Genomic DNA, 14,049 nt, shown 5'->3' with positions numbered 1-14,049 from the left:
CGACCAGGGCACGCTGGTGCGGCGGGAGCTTGCAGCGGCGGTCACCCTCCCGGGTGACGATGAGCATCGTGACCCACTCGACCAGGGCGTGCGGCAGGTCGAGTGCGGCAGAATACGGAACCAACGCGGCTCCTGCGCCTGTGGGTTGAGACTTCGAACACCTCCCCCAACGGCACAGGAGCCTCGTGCGTTGCGCACACCACCAGCGTCACCCGATCAGTGGCCGCGCTGAAAACACTCACTGAATGTATTGATCAGGAGCTTGGGCTGTCCGAGGATCTTTCTACCGGGAGCTCGAAGGTGCCGAAGTGGCGCCGTATACCAGGGTGGTTGAGGCCTTCGCTGCCCTGCGTGCCCAGGGCCCGGGCTCTGACTGTGTTCACCGGTGCCAGTTCGAGGGCGGCCGGGATGCTGGTGAGGTCTGCAGGGTTGCATATTGACGTGTTGATCGGTGGCGACCATGTGTCGAGTCCGAAGCCAGCATGGGACAGAATCCTCCTGGCTGCGAAGGAACTCGGTATCGATGCCGTGGACATTGCCTATGTCGGCGACTCTCCACTCGACTTGCGTGCTGCTGTTGGCGCTGGAAGTCGCGGTGCAGCAGCGGCTTGGGGACACATGTACGACCAGGCGGAGCGTGCGGATGTCGTGTTGTCGGGGCAATGGCGGGTTGGGCGACTGATGCTGGCTTCGGGAGGTGTTGTTGTCGCTGGCCAACCGTCAAGAACGGCCAAGAGATCGCGATGCGGCCGTTCCGAGGACGAGACATGTGCTGACTCTGGCGAGGGTCGGGGAGCACGGTCCGAAGCCGTACGGTTCGCCATCGGGGGCCGTGGACATGGACCAAGGAGGGACGCGGCGAAGTCTGAACGAGGGAGGACGCCTCGCGCGCCCTCCGGCGAACACTCCATCAGGCGGCGACCGAGTGTCTTCACCACAGACCTCACGGACCGGCCGCGCGCGGCTCGCGCCTTGACGAAGGCCGTTCAGGCTGCCGCCACGACGCCGACGCCGGTCTGATCAACAGTCAGCCACTCGCCAGCTCCCAGCGGTGGTGGACTTCAGGCGTGTCTGGAGCGTGTGTAGGCGGGCGACCACGACCAGGATCCTCCGAACATGCCCACTCCGCGGGAATCGAAATCGGCTGACCACCAGCCGCTTCTGAAGGCCAGCGACGGCGGGATGCCGGCTGCCCTGCGTTCAGAGGTCGTCGCCAGTGGCGGCCTGACGGAGCCTCCGGGGTGTCCGAACGGCCGATGGCCGCGGCGAGAAAGTCGCCCGATTGCTGGTGGCGACTGCCGCCTTGTGGCCCTGACGCTGCCCCAACTCGATCCCGAGGAGCCCGGCACTGATGGTTCAGAAGCGTACCTGAGCCGTATTGGTGTTCTGGTCGGGCACACGGGCCTGGCGTGCAGTGCGACGTGGTGACAAGGGCATTTTGTTACAGTCCGAGTCGGCTGACTCGTGCTGCACCTCGGTGAATCTGCGCGCCGAGCCAGCGCGGACGACTTCGGGCATACGCTCGTTGGGTCGGAAGTACGCCATCTCCCAGACCCCGTGAGAGATCCATAGATTCCAGGTCTTGAGCAGCAGCCCCAGCTGAAGTGAGCTGACAGTGTTGCCGCGCCGTGGCCGGGCCGGATTCTGAAAGTATCGGCGGACAACCCATCTGGGGTCGGCTGTGTCCAGGTGGGCTCCGGAGATCAGGCCCCGGAAGAAGTCGTCCGCGTGCGAGGTGCTCCCGCCGTCCCGGTGGACCAGATACGCGCACGCCAGTGACGCTGCGGGAGCGGAGTACACGCCGCTCTTCAGGGCGGTCATCAGTGGCAGGAAGTCTGGAAGGTCGGAGTACTCCGACTGGAAGAATCTCACGATCTCGGCGTTGGTGTAGACGACCGACCGCCATGCGGGCCAGGCAACATTCTTGCGTTCGACGTCGTAGAGCCGCAGCAGCCGGACGGTCGAAGAGATGTCCTTGCGATGCCGCTCGACGCCCACCAGGGACAGCGCTGTGGCGGCGGAGCGCGCCTTGCCGCAGTCCATAGTGGTGGCTGTCTGGTGTGGCAGGTCCCGGACGACAAGGAAGCTGCGGGGCGTCTTGCTGATGATTACCGCTTCGAGGCGGTGCTGTCCCTGGATTGCGGCTCCATGACCGCACAGAGACAGGACGTCGGGGTTGTAGTCGTCCCAGCTACCGCTGCACATGTCACGAGCGAGCCGCCGGGCGTGAGAGGAATCCAGCTTGCGTGGGTTGCAGCCGTACAAGCGGGTCTTCTCAAGGATTTCGGCTGCGGCAGCAGGGGTGACGATCTCCCGCACCGGCAAGGGGAGCGGTGCAGAGGAAGACATGCTCTCGTCGTTCATGTCAGACTCCGATGGATCCGAGACAGGGGCGATTGGGTGGCGATTTCCGTAGCGACGGTTCATGTCTGCGCAGTCAGAACGGGCTCACGTCGCCGGAGCGAGTGACCTTGCTTTGTGGGAAGTGAGCTCAGCGCGGTGAGTAATGCCCGCCATTTCCGACGGCTCGGCTTCCTTTTCTGGATCGAGAATGGGGCACGGTTGACGGCGAGGCGGGCGGTGCACCGTCAGCTCGGCAAGGACCGGTATTTCAGTGGTCGGTGGTGTCAGTCCGTGTGTTCGTGGAAGAATCCGATGGTTCCACCGAATGCGATGACTCCTGCGGACAGCCCGGCCAGTGGATTGCTACTTGCGGACGCCGCGATGTAGCCCACGCTGTTGGCAAGGGTGACCGCCGCGCATAGCACGAGGAGGGTGCGCTGTTTGAACAATGAATCGTGCCGGGCCGCTCTGAGAGGGGCCTCGGGCGGCTGCACGTGCGAAGGGACGTTGCAGAGCGGTGAAATTGCGTCCGATTGAGGGACGGCATCACCGGGGGTCCTGCGCCAGCGTGAAGTTGCTCCGGATCTGGGAGAGTGACTCATGACCGTGTTTCTCCGTTCGGTGGGCACACGGGAAGATGGTGGGAGCCCTGTGGCGAAGGGCTCCCACCTTCATATGATCAGTCACACCACCGAAGATCAATTTCTGTCGCGCGAACCGATGTCGTGGCGCGACCACGTGAAACCGGGTGGCGCAATGAGGTGCGTCGGATGTGACCATTCGCTCAATGATTCGGAGCTACGACGGAGACGCGCGACCGCGGCTTGCCGGCAGCCCTGCCAGAAGACGCTCTGCTTGGGCCAGCGTGTTCATGCCCGGTTCGATGAGCGTTGGGCTCCACTGACGTGCCGCCGTCCTCGGCAAGGAGCGGCATCACCGCGAAACCACTCCTCGCTGCGCGGCCCGCTGCACGGGTAACGCCGTGACAGCAGTCCGTTCCGGCTGCTGGTCGCATCGACACTCCGCGGTGGCCTCGCCGCGGGAGGCGACCAAGCATGCCGGCCGGCCCTAGGGGGCAGAGCCGAACGCTCCTGACGCACGTCCACGTCGAAGTCCGAGCCGGCAACCATGTCCGAAGCTCGGCCGGGCATGGCGTTGCGTGTCCGCCCGCCAAAGCCTTGGTGTCCAGCAGGGCTTCTTGAACGGGTCGTGCAGGGCGAGCGGCCCAACGCCATCGCCTTGTCCGGGATGCGCCTCTCATGCAGGGAAACCCTCTTCCCCGGGCAGGTGCATCATGCCCATCGTCTGTCCAGGAACGCCGGCTCGGTCTGCAGCTCGGCGGCGTGGAATGACGGGTCCGTCCTTGCTCGGATTCCTGAAGGCTTGCTGCGCTTGTGCAGGACATGGCGCGTTGACGATGTCGGGCATGCGCTGTGTCGCGCGAAAGTTGGCGATCTCCCAGGTCTGACCGGTGACCCAAAGGTTCCACGTCTTCAGGAGCAGCCCCAGGTGGAGGGCGCTGGTGATGTTGCCGCGTCGTGGCCGGGCCGGGCTGTGGAAGTACCGGCGAGTGATCCACCTGGGGTCGGCTGTGTCCAGGTGGGCTCCGGAGATCAGGTCCCGGAAGAAGTCGTCCGCGTGCGAGGTGCTCCCGCCGTCCCGGTGGACCAGGTACGCGCATGCCAGTGACGCTGCGGGAGCGGAGTACACGCCGCTCTTCAGAGCGGTCATCAGCGGTAGAAAGTCCGGCAGGTCGGAGTACTTGGACTGGAAGAACCGTACGATCTCGGCGTTGGTGTAGACGACCGACCGCCATGCGGGCCAGGCAACATTCTTGCGTTCGACGTCGTAGTTCTGCAGCAGCCGGATGGTCGAAGAGACGTCCTTGCGATGCCCGTCGACGCCCACTAGGGACAGCGCGGTCGCAGCCGATCGAGCCTTGCCGCAGTCCATCGTTGTCGCCGCACCATGTGGCACGTCCCGGGCGACAAGGAAGCTGCGGGGCGTCTTGCTGATGATTACCGCTTCGAGGCGGTGCTGTCCCTGGATTGCGGCTCCATGACCGCACAGAGACAGGACGTCGGGGTTGTAGTCGTCCCAGCTACCGCTGCACATGTCACGAGCGAGCCGCCGGGCGTGAGAGGAATCCAGCTTGCGTGGGTTGCAGCCGTACAAGCGGGTCTTCTCAAGGATTTCGGCTGCGGCAGCAGGGGTGACGATCTCGCGTACAAGATCAGGCAGCGCTACGGTAGCGGGCGCGGTGTCTTCGATCACGGTCAACTCCGGTTGCGTGCTGAATGCGGGGCGAGCCGGAGTGGTTCACCGTGCGGACTTCTACGAGCGATCGGGTGACCGTTCTCCGAATTGGCGTCACTTGGCGCGGTGACCTGAAGCGAGGGCAGTGACGCGGCGGCGATGTATCACATCGGGCAGCTTCATCGCCCGCAAATGCCTAGCTCATCGAGCATGCGAGACGTTGTCGCAATAGTGACGGATGGCACACGGTCAGTCGGTGATGACACGCATAGCAGCGGCAGGCAACCGTCCACATACCGAAGGTATAACGTGAGAGCCGTTCTGGACTGATCGAGGAGCCCGTCACGCCACCGGCCGCTGGATCCGATTCCAGGGCGGCTTCCGTCGGCCCACGTTCGACTTCGATCCCGATGACGGGGAGCGGGCCCGCCGAACCACCGGCCTGTTCATCGACCAGGAGAGGCACCCAGAGGCGGACCACGTGCCGGAACCGTAGGGCGACGCGGCGACGGCAGAGGTCATGGCGCACTTGTGCTGTTGCGCGGCTCTGCCAGGACTGGTACACCACGCCGTCGACCGGACCAGAGACCACACGGGCAATCTCTTCAGCGTCAGCGACCCGTTCCAGGGCCTCTCCGGGATCGTCCAGAACGCGGAGACCTCTGGGCGCCACCGACGGACGCGTCCTCGACGGAGAGAGGGACCCTCTGGGTACCCACAACGGCGCTCCGGCACGGCTGCGAACGTGGTAGCCCTGGCCTTGCCGTGGCAGTCGAGCAAGGCCGACCAGGCTGAGTTGACAGGGCGGTTCGGGACCAGACGCAGGACACTGCACTCGCTCCCACCCCGGGACGGTTCGATGCGGGGACCATGGACACGTGGCTCGACACCTGTCCGGTGCGCTGCTTCTCCTCGATTGGGTGGCTGGTGGTACCCACCTGGGCGTGCAGAGCGACGTCCGGCATGGGCCCGCTCTGCCCTGGGGAGCCTGAGCCCGCCTTCGAGTCCGAAATCGGCCGAAGTCGAGCCCCCACCTCGCCGGTACCGCCTGACCCCCGTGGCTGGTGCGCCGTACCACTGGCTGAACCCGCCCGGTGCAGGCGGGGCCCACAAGGCTGCTGGGTCGACCACTACACCCGCTGGGCACGTGGTCCCGGCTCGATCGTCGGTCGAGAAGACCGGGTCGTCCCCACGGGGCCAGCTAGGTCTGCATGCCAGATGCCAGAAGCCCGACGAGACCCCCGCGAAAAAACGGCGCCCGTTCCGCCGATTGGTGATGTCCGTGGCATCCAAGGTCTCGGCGCCGCACTGGGGTGCCGGTTGCTCGACAACGCCCGACGGCTTATGTCCGACGAAGCTGGAGGGCGCCACCGAATTGTGCTGTCGCCAGTTCAATGTGCGCCGACTGGAGCGTGGCGGGGGCCGCAGAGCATGTCGGTGTACTGCGTTGACTCGAAAAGGCGTTGGCGATCCCGCCGAACGCCTCGACCTCGTTGCGTCCTCGGACGTCAGCCCTGAAGATCGCGAAACGCGATTTCGTGCCGGCTGCGTTTCCAGGGTCTCACTCTCTGGGTGGTGTGGCAGACTCGCGTGACGCTCATTTGACGCTCCAGTCCCGGAATTTCACTGCGGAGAAGCCAGAAGCATTGTTTGACCTGCGACTTCTTTGGCGGCATGGAGTCGTACACGATTCCGATGACATCGCATGTTGAGTGTGTTGCTGTTCTAGAGCCAGCAGCGAAGGGCATCGGACCTGCTCTTTTATAGTTCCGGTGAACCTGCTCGACGCGCTTTCGAGGCTGGGACGGGTACGCCGTGTGGAGTACGTTGCGCTCCTTCATCTGCTCAGTGCAGCGGCGTTCGTGGGGTCTGCTGCACGAATGAGTGACATGTGAACTGGTCCGCCCTGTGGGGTGGGTGGGAAGGATGTCGTTGTGCCCAATCCAGGCACACCTTCCTGGAAGAGGATCTACCCGGTCGTGAAAGAGCTGGCCGCCGGCGGGGTGCCCGTCACGTGCCAGGCCCTCAATCTCGCGCGCTAGCTCTACTATCGCTGGCTCGATCAGCCGGTGCCCCTGCCGCAGTGGCGAGCACCATTGGGGCCCTGCGTTGCGGCGTGTCCGCATGGTAGAAACCTGATGCTGTTCCCACGCTCTAACCGCTTCCGCCGACCAGTTACCCTCGGACGTTAGGAGCCCTCGTCTGTGCCACCCACTTTGTATCGAGACACTGGTTACACGCTCCGGCACCTGATCGAGAACATCGAAGGCGGCCGTATCGGACTCCCTGACATTCAAGCCCGTTCGTCTGGTCTGCGGCGAAGACCCGCGATCTCTTCGACTTGATGTATCGGGGCTACCCGATCGGCACCCTGATGTTCTGGGAGACCGGCGCTGAGGTGGGGACGCGGCAGATCGGAACGGAAGCTGGGGATCGAACACCCCAGCTGTTGGTCGTCGACGGGCAGCAGCGGCTCACCGCCCTGTTCGCTGTCCTCACCGGGCGCAAGATCGTCACCGAGCCTTTCGACGAGGTCAACGTTCGCATCGCGTTCCACCCGTAGGACCAGACGTTCGAGGTCACGGACGCCGCAATCGAGCGTGACGCGCACTTCATTCCGGACATCACCGCGCTCTGGGCCCAAGGCGGTTACAAGCCCACCGTCCGACGGTTCTTCCAACGGCTCGAACAGGCCAGCGGACAGCCCTTGTCGGACGCTGCCAAGGATGAGCTCGAAGAACGCATAGACGGGGTCCGAGACCTGCACGAGTTTCGCTTTCAGATTGTGGAGCTGGGTGCTTCGGCCGACGAGGAGCAGGTCGCCGACATCTTCGTGCGCATCAACTCCGAAGGCGTGAAGCTCAACCAGTCCGACTTCATCCTCACCTTGATGTCAGTGCATTGGGAGAAGGGTCGCCGCCAGCTCGAAGACTTCAGCCGGAGCGCGGTGATCGCAGGGCTCCCCGGTCCGAGCCCTCGGAACGCATTTCTGGATCCCAGCCCGGACCAACTGCTGCGCGTAGCAGTCGCTGTCGCCTTCCGGCGCGCCCGGCTGCAGCACGTCTATAGCGTCCTACGAGGAAAGGACCTCGAAACCGGCAAGGTCACCGCCGCTCGACGACAGGAACAGTTCGACCGGCTCGCTCAAGCACACACGAAGGTCCTGGACCTGACCAGCTGGCACGAGTTCTTCCAGTGCGTCACGGCGGCCGGCTTCCGCAGCCGCAAGATGATCACCTCCGACAACGCCCTGCTGTACAGCTACACGATCTGGCTGATCGGACGCCACGACTTCGGGCTGACGGCCGATGAACTGCGACCCGTGATCGGACGGTGGTTCTTCATGGCGCACACCACAGGCCGGTACTCCAACTCGCCGGAGTCACAGATGGAGTTCGACCTGGGACGCATCGGCAGTCTGCCGCCAGGTGACGGCCGAGCCTTCACCGCGGAACTCGACCGGATCATCGCAGCGAACTTCACCGGCGACTACTGGGACATCTCCCTGCCGAACCGGTTGGACACATCCTCATCGCGTTCACCTGTGCTGTTCGCCTACCAGGCGGCGCTCAACATCCTCGACGCCGAAATGCTCCTCGGTGACCAACGAATCCGTGATCTGCTGGACCCCTCAGTCAAACCCGCCAAGGCTGTCGACCGGGACAACCTGTTCCACCGCAAGACGCTCGCCGGACTGGGTATCACAGACCGGCGCCAAGTCAATGCCATCGCCAACATGGCCTACGTGACGTGGCCAGCAGACGAGCTGTCCAACACCGACGCACCACATGACTACTGGCCGAGAATGACGGACGCGATGGACCCGGAGGTGCTCGAGCGGCAGGTACGGTGCACGCGCTCCCGGTCGGCTGGGAACAGCTCGACTATTTCACCTTCCTGGAACGGCGGCGCCAGCTAATCGCCAAGGTCGTGCGGGAAGCGTTCGAAACCCTCACAGGGGAACGCCCTGCGTACGTCCCAGCCACCCCGGGCGACGTGATCGCCGCCGGCGAGTCCCAGGGCACCGATCGGCTTCCTGAACGGCGAGGGCGGAAACCTGTATATCGGCGTCGCCGACGACGGGACTGTCCTCGGCATCGAGAACGACCTCACCTTTCCAGCCGCCACTGGGCACGCGGTCATGCGTTTCGAGGTCGAACAATTATCCATGCAGGTCCGGTCATGCTGCCGGACCCGCCGAACATCCGCCGCCCTGCCGGCCGCGCAGTCGCGGCACTCACCTTGTATGTCGGTGCCGGACGCCTTCGGTCGGATCCCCTCCTCTTGTGGCGTCTATCCGATGACGCATCATGTGGAGTGTGTCGCGATCCTCGCACCGGCAACGAAGGGCTCCTGATCTGCGGTGTGGGAGTTACGGGCGATATCCCAATGCTGAAATGACGCTCATTCTGACGAGGCGCCAGGCGGTCTGGGGTGCAGGTCATGAGCGCTGTCTGGCTTGTTGTTCAGGGGCCGTATCCGCCGAGGAAACGGGATGGGGAGCTGATCCGGCGGATGGCCGCGCACCTACCTTCGCCGGAACGCCAATCCGCCCCGCCGCCTTCGGATCGCTCTAGGCCACCACCCGTGTCCGGGCCGGTACGAGGCGTTAAGGGGCCGGGCCGACAACGTGACGCTCCCTGCCGACGAGCTGCGCGCCCGCGCCCGCACCCTGATCGGCGCACCGCCGTCCGGCGAGGCGACCGACGGACAGCTCGCGACTCGCTCGGCTGCCGTCGACCTGGCACTGCGCACCTCGGTCGCCTGCCTCGCCGTATCCGGCACCCCGCGTCCAGGGGTGGCGGCCCTTACGACGGCAGTCCGGGGGTTCGCTGCCCGGGAATGGGGCGAGCCCGCGATGGTGATCGGTCGGCCCGAGCAGGCGGAGCGTGGATTCGCTACGTGCAATTCGCTGCAGGCGGCTTCGACCCTGCGCGCACCGGCGCCTCCGTACGCGCCGCGATCCGACTGATCCGGGACTGCAACCGGGGCTGGCTTGGCGCCGACGAACAATCAGGTCGTCCGCCGGGCAGCTGAGGCTGCACGCGAAGGGCTCGCAATGGTCGCTCGTGGGGCGGCGCCCTGACTCGATGTATTCATCTTGATGCACAGGGTCACCATCCACCCGGTAGTGACAAAAGCCGCAAATATCGGCGAATGCTTCGCTTTAGTCGGACATTGGGTCATCGTCGTGGGGTCCCGTCGTCGCCATTTCGAAATGGCCAGCAACGCCAGGAGCGAGTACAGAATGCCGAACCCGAAGTCCGTCCGCCTGCTGCGCCGTGCGGCGCTCGGCTGCACGGCGGCCGTCTCGTTCGCCCTGGCCGGCCTCGGTACGAGCGCAAGCGCCGCATCCGACGTCGGCGCGCAGGCCGCCCATGCCGGCTCCCCGAGCACTTCGATCGCCTACAGCGCGGCGACGGGCGGTCGGACCGTGGCACTCACCTTCGACGACGGCCCGGGGCAGGCCACCGGTCAGATCCTGGACTTGCTCGCGCAGTACCACGCCCAGGCGACCTTCTGCCAGATCGGCAAGCAGGCCGCCGCAGAGCCCGCCCTGGTCAAGCGCATCATCGCCGACGGCCACCGGCTGTGCGACCACACCGTGGACCACCCCCAGCCGATGCGCACCCTCCCGCACGATCAGCAGGTCCACGAGATCATCGCGGCCAAGGACATGATCAGCAAGGCTGGTGGGCCGGGTACTCGGATCAGCTGGTTCCGGGCCCCCGGTGGCGACTTCAGCCCCGAAAACCGCCAGATAGCCGTGCAAGACGGTCTACGGCCGCTGGGCTGGACCGTCGACACCCGTGACTGGTCGCGCCCGGGTGCCGCCTCGATCCTCGCCACCGCGAAACGGGAACTGCGTCCCGGCGGCATCATCCTCATGCACGACGGCGGCGGTGACCGCAGTGAAACCGTGGCAGCCCTGCGCGAACTGCTCCCCTGGCTGACTCAGCAGGGCTACAGGTTCAGCCTTCCCCCAAGCTGACGCGGCTTCGGCTTGATCTTTGACCGGCCGGTGTCGAACCTGTCTCGTACATGTTCACTCGGCCGGGCAATCACAGCACGTCAGAGTGGCCTTCGTCTGATCCTCTGAACCCGCGTTTCCGGAGCGAGTAACACGCGGGACCGGTACGAAGGCCGCGGACATGAGTGTGCTGCACCAGACGCCGGGCGGGACGCTTGCTGTTCACCCTGGCCACCTCCGGCTGGTACCCGTAGAAGGCACCCCGGGAGGCCCGCCCCGGTCCCCCTGCTCGGCGGCCCGTGGCCCGGCGTCCCCGGCGTCCCGGTCTGTGGCCGGCGAGCCCAGGACCGCGCCGACTGCTGCCGGCTCCCCGTCGCCGCGGGCCTCACATCCCGCGGTCTGTGGCATTCCCGCGGCACGCACGCGGAGGACCCAGGCAGGGAGATGGTCCTCATGGACGAGCGCCCCAGCCCACCGACACCGGCTGGAAGGACACGGTCGACGTCCGCCCGTACGAGGCCGTGGACGCGCTGGTCCGCTTCCGCCAGCTGTCAGGTGGTGTGAGGAGTACGCGCAGCGGTGGGCCCAGGGCTACCGGTTTCCCCGTCAGCGTCCGGGACTCGGCCGCCGATGAGGCTGATCTCCCCTCCGCCGCCCGCGCTCGTGCAGGCCAGGGTGTCTCCCACGACGGCGCACGCCTCGGCGGCCTGCGGGTCGGTCGTGGCCAGCATCGGGCTGCTGGACGGGAAGCGGTCATTGGGGGGAGCGGAGAGTTCGTCCTTCGGTTCCACCCTGATGGTGATCTCGCGGACCTTGCCGACGCGAGAGGTGACCTCGGTCCAGACGGCACCGCAGCGTGGGCTGAAGCGCAGGCGCACCGAGTAGGCGGAGGCCGCCACGCTGCTCTCTGTTCGCGCGTCGGCTGTGCATCCGGACGGGGCCGGATACTGGCCCTCACAGCTTTCGCCCCGGCAGGACGCGGGGGTGACCGGGGCTGTCGAGGGTGGCGTGGCCGCTGGGGTGGCCGTCGGCCCCGGTCGGCCGGCGAGCGGCGACGATCCCGCGATCGTCGCCCAGGCGAGGGCGGCGGCCGAGAGGGTGAGCGCAGCGGTCGGCAGGAAATGGCTCCGCAGACGTCTCCTCGGTGCGGGGGCCGCAGGCGAAGGCGGGGGTTCGGGCTGCCGGGGGACGGTGGGGTGTTCGCTTTCGGTCTCGGCGCGCGTCCACAGCTCCAGCAGCTCCGGCAGGCCGGCCGGCCTGAGTCGTCCCAGCGCCTCGACTGCTGAACGGGGCGGGAACTGGGTGCCGTTGAGATAGCGGTGCCAGGCTGACTTGCTGTGCGCGGTGCGCTGGGCCAGCTCGGCCAGGCTCATGCCGGTCGTGTCCTTGAGGGCGCGCATGCGCTCCAGCAGGTCCCTGGTTTCCGGTTCGAGAGATTCGGGCAACGGCTGCCAGCGGCGCATGTCATCCCTGTCCCTGGTACGAACAGCAGCCGGGGTGTCCCCACACCTCCCCAGCCGCGATGTCCCCATTCCTCCCCGTTGGGCGGGGAAAGGCTTCCCTACGGATGTCAGCGGCAAAACCCGCCGCCGAACGCTTCACTCGTCCGAAAACGACCACCGGACACGATGCCGATTCCCAAGCGCCGAGCCGTGTTCTCCGACAGCCGACTGCAGCGTTAAGGACCAGGACCAGGACGAGGACGAGCAGGACGGTGGAGGGGGTGGCGGGGCCATGGCAACTGAGCTGCGGGCGTCCGTCTAAGGTGAGCGGCATGCGTGAGATCGCAGGCGTCAGAGCGGCGCCCGGGGGGCGTGTACATGTCCAATTCCATGACCACGGTTTCGTCGTCAGGCGCGACCGGCTCGCCGGCCGTGTCGCTGAAGCGTTGCTCGGTGACGCGGCCGGATGCGTCACGGTCCTGGTACTGCTCGCCTCAGCGGGCCTCTACAAACTGCTGGACAAGGCTGGTGCGCCGCACACCGTAGCCGTGGGTTGCCTCTGGGTGTTCATCGTCGCGGCCTGCTACGCGACGCTCCTTGCGTTGTTGCGGTGGGCGGCTGAGGTGGTGATGGGCGTCGTGTCCTTCGTCGTGATCGTCGTGACGCTTCCGGGTCTGCTGATCCCGGGTTATCGACGGAAGGTGCTGCGCCGATGGCGCGGTGGCGGCCCGGAGTCCAAGCCGGGGTGGGTGCCTGCCACGGCCCTCGGCGGAGTGTGGCTGGGCCAGGAGGATCCGAGCGCCGGCGCGGTGGTGACGCTCCAGCACGTCGACGGATCCGTCGTCGCCTACACCGCCCGGTCCGACAAGTCCCGGGAGCTGTACGAAGGGTTCGAGGCGCTGCTGCGCACCCACCGCCCGGTCCCCACGATGATGCCGCATCAGCAATCCGCGTCAGGATCCGCGCCGTACCAGTCCTGGCACCCGGGGCCGCCCCGCGGCTGACGACGTCGGCGTCGCCGCGCCGGCCCGTCCCCAACACCCGCTGTCTGGAAACGATCCGGCGTTCGGGCCGGTACGGATCACCTGCAATCGCGGGCCCGCCGTCATCGCGCTCGTCCAGGGACCCGGCATGCCACCCGTCACCGGTCCTGCCCGACCGTGACCACGGCCGGATCTCTCTCCCCCCCGGTGACATTCCCGGCCAGCCCTATCGCTGAAGCCAGAGTGGTGTCCATGCGTGACCAGGTGTGACCGGGCGGGGCGGGGGTGTCCGCCGGAGCGGTCCCCGCCTGGTTGGTCGTACGCCGGTGCTCTGCCGTCAGTCCTCGTCGTGGCCGCCGGAGGCGCTGTCGCTGTCGTCGTTCCGGTCGTCGTCGGTCTTGGCAGCCGTGACCTTGCCGTTGGCAGCGTCGACGGTGACCTCGTGGTCGTTGCCCTTCGCGTCCGTCACGTCGACGTGCCAGGCCGTGGTCCTGCCGTGGTCGTTCTCCAGGTCGGCGGAGGTCGCGGTGCCCTTGACCTCGGCGAGGGCGGCATCCACGGCCTTGGCCAGGTCGGTCTTGGCGGACTTGGCGGACTTGGCCAGGGCGGCGTCGCCGGTGCGGTCGTCGGAGTCGTTGTCACGGTCGGCCTTGGTCGCGGTGACCTTGCCGTCGGTGGCGTTGACGGAGACCTCGTGCTCGGTGCCCTTGGAGTCGGTGACGTCGACCTTCCAGACCGGCTTGCCCTTCTGGCCGTCCAGGTCGACGGCGGTGACCGTGCCCGCGAGGGACTTCGTGGCGGTGTCGGCGGCCTGCTTGATGTCGACCTTGGCGCTCCTGACCAGCGCCGCGTCGTTGTCGTGGTCGTCGTGGTCGGTGCCGGGCGAGGTGGTGGCGGCCACCGGGGTGTCGTCGTGGTCGCCGTCCTCGGCGAAGGCGGTGGCGGTCGCGGCTCCGGCGCCGCCGAGGACCACGGTGGCCGCGAGGACGGCGGCGACGGTGCGGCGGCGGCCGGTCAGCGTGCGCTTGAGGGACTTCATGAGGGGCCCTTTCTG

10 protein-coding genes and 3 pseudogenes are annotated in these 14,049 nt (G+C 66.5%); 8 read left to right on the top strand and 5 right to left on the bottom strand.

What is annotated here, in order from left to right:
* Positions 1-124: pseudogene (locus tag AB0L75_RS03675) on the bottom strand (IS5/IS1182 family transposase); the annotation flags it as partial.
* Between AB0L75_RS03675 and AB0L75_RS03670 the strand changes: the two are divergent.
* The gene (locus AB0L75_RS03670; protein ID WP_365174790.1) at positions 103-1,020 is read left to right on the top strand and encodes an HAD hydrolase-like protein; all 918 of its coding nucleotides are present in this window, start codon (positions 103-105) and stop codon (positions 1,018-1,020) included. The pseudogene AB0L75_RS03675 and the gene AB0L75_RS03670 sit on opposite strands and share 22 nt — an antisense overlap.
* A gap of 336 nt (positions 1,021-1,356) precedes the next feature.
* On the opposite strand, the gene AB0L75_RS03665 is transcribed toward AB0L75_RS03670, so the two are convergent.
* Complete coding sequence (locus AB0L75_RS03665; RefSeq protein WP_365174788.1) at positions 1,357-2,364, bottom strand: hypothetical protein; 1,008 nt, start codon at positions 2,362-2,364, stop codon at positions 1,357-1,359.
* 1,236 nt (positions 2,365-3,600) lie between these two features.
* The gene (locus AB0L75_RS03660) at positions 3,601-4,617 is read right to left on the bottom strand and encodes a hypothetical protein (protein WP_365174784.1); all 1,017 of its coding nucleotides are present in this window, start codon (positions 4,615-4,617) and stop codon (positions 3,601-3,603) included.
* A 2,293-nt stretch (positions 4,618-6,910) separates the two neighbouring features.
* Between AB0L75_RS03660 and AB0L75_RS03655 the strand changes: the two are divergent.
* From AB0L75_RS03655 to AB0L75_RS03630, 6 genes and pseudogenes are all read left to right on the top strand, one after another.
* Positions 6,911-7,162: pseudogene (locus AB0L75_RS03655) on the top strand (DUF262 domain-containing protein); the annotation flags it as partial.
* A 144-nt stretch (positions 7,163-7,306) separates the two neighbouring features.
* The gene (locus AB0L75_RS03650; RefSeq protein ID WP_365174781.1) at positions 7,307-8,518 is read left to right on the top strand and encodes a hypothetical protein; all 1,212 of its coding nucleotides are present in this window, start codon (positions 7,307-7,309) and stop codon (positions 8,516-8,518) included.
* Positions 8,519-8,626: 108 nt separating this feature from the next.
* Positions 8,627-8,956, top strand: a complete 330-nt coding sequence (locus tag AB0L75_RS03645; RefSeq protein ID WP_365174891.1) for an ATP-binding protein — start codon at positions 8,627-8,629, stop codon at positions 8,954-8,956.
* Positions 8,957-9,229: 273 nt separating this feature from the next.
* A complete protein-coding gene (locus tag AB0L75_RS03640; RefSeq protein ID WP_365174778.1) occupies positions 9,230-9,571 on the top strand; it encodes a hypothetical protein in 342 nt (113 codons plus the stop codon).
* A gap of 276 nt (positions 9,572-9,847) precedes the next feature.
* On the top strand, positions 9,848-10,591 hold the full coding sequence (locus tag AB0L75_RS03635; protein WP_365174776.1) for a polysaccharide deacetylase family protein: 744 nt from the start codon (positions 9,848-9,850) through the stop codon (positions 10,589-10,591).
* A gap of 197 nt (positions 10,592-10,788) precedes the next feature.
* A pseudogene (locus tag AB0L75_RS03630) lies at positions 10,789-11,035 on the top strand (LacI family transcriptional regulator); the annotation flags it as partial.
* 86 nt (positions 11,036-11,121) lie between these two features.
* On the opposite strand, the gene AB0L75_RS03625 reads toward AB0L75_RS03630, so the two are convergent.
* On the bottom strand, positions 11,122-12,033 hold the full coding sequence (locus tag AB0L75_RS03625) for a DUF2690 domain-containing protein (RefSeq protein WP_365174773.1): 912 nt from the start codon (positions 12,031-12,033) through the stop codon (positions 11,122-11,124).
* A 311-nt stretch (positions 12,034-12,344) separates the two neighbouring features.
* Here AB0L75_RS03625 and AB0L75_RS03620 point away from each other — a divergent pair, with 311 nt between their 5' ends.
* Entirely contained in the window at positions 12,345-13,016 is a 672-nt protein-coding gene (locus tag AB0L75_RS03620) for a hypothetical protein (RefSeq protein ID WP_365174770.1), read from the top strand.
* 316 nt (positions 13,017-13,332) lie between these two features.
* Here AB0L75_RS03620 and AB0L75_RS03615 read toward each other — a convergent pair whose 3' ends face one another.
* A complete protein-coding gene (locus AB0L75_RS03615; protein ID WP_365174768.1) occupies positions 13,333-14,034 on the bottom strand; it encodes a PepSY domain-containing protein in 702 nt (233 codons plus the stop codon).
* Positions 14,035-14,049 lie beyond the last annotated feature (15 nt).

The sequence above is a fragment of the Streptomyces sp. NPDC052101 genome (assembly GCF_040680235.1).
GTDB lineage: Bacteria > Actinomycetota > Actinomycetes > Streptomycetales > Streptomycetaceae > Streptomyces.
This window is presented reverse-complemented; position numbering and strand designations above follow the sequence as displayed.

Bases quoted from the DNA above. Each gene is read 5' to 3' on its own strand.
- AB0L75_RS03635 (WP_365174776.1), top strand. From the start codon at position 9,848: ATGCCGAACCCGAAGTCCGTCCGCCTGCTGCGCCGTGCGGCGCTCGGC.
- AB0L75_RS03620 (WP_365174770.1), top strand. From the start codon at position 12,345: ATGCGTGAGATCGCAGGCGTCAGAGCGGCGCCCGGGGGGCGTGTACAT.
- AB0L75_RS03615 (WP_365174768.1), bottom strand. From the start codon at position 14,034: ATGAAGTCCCTCAAGCGCACGCTGACCGGCCGCCGCCGCACCGTCGCC.
- AB0L75_RS03625 (WP_365174773.1), bottom strand. From the start codon at position 12,033: ATGCGCCGCTGGCAGCCGTTGCCCGAATCTCTCGAACCGGAAACCAGG.
- AB0L75_RS03665 (WP_365174788.1), bottom strand. From the start codon at position 2,364: ATGAACGACGAGAGCATGTCTTCCTCTGCACCGCTCCCCTTGCCGGTG.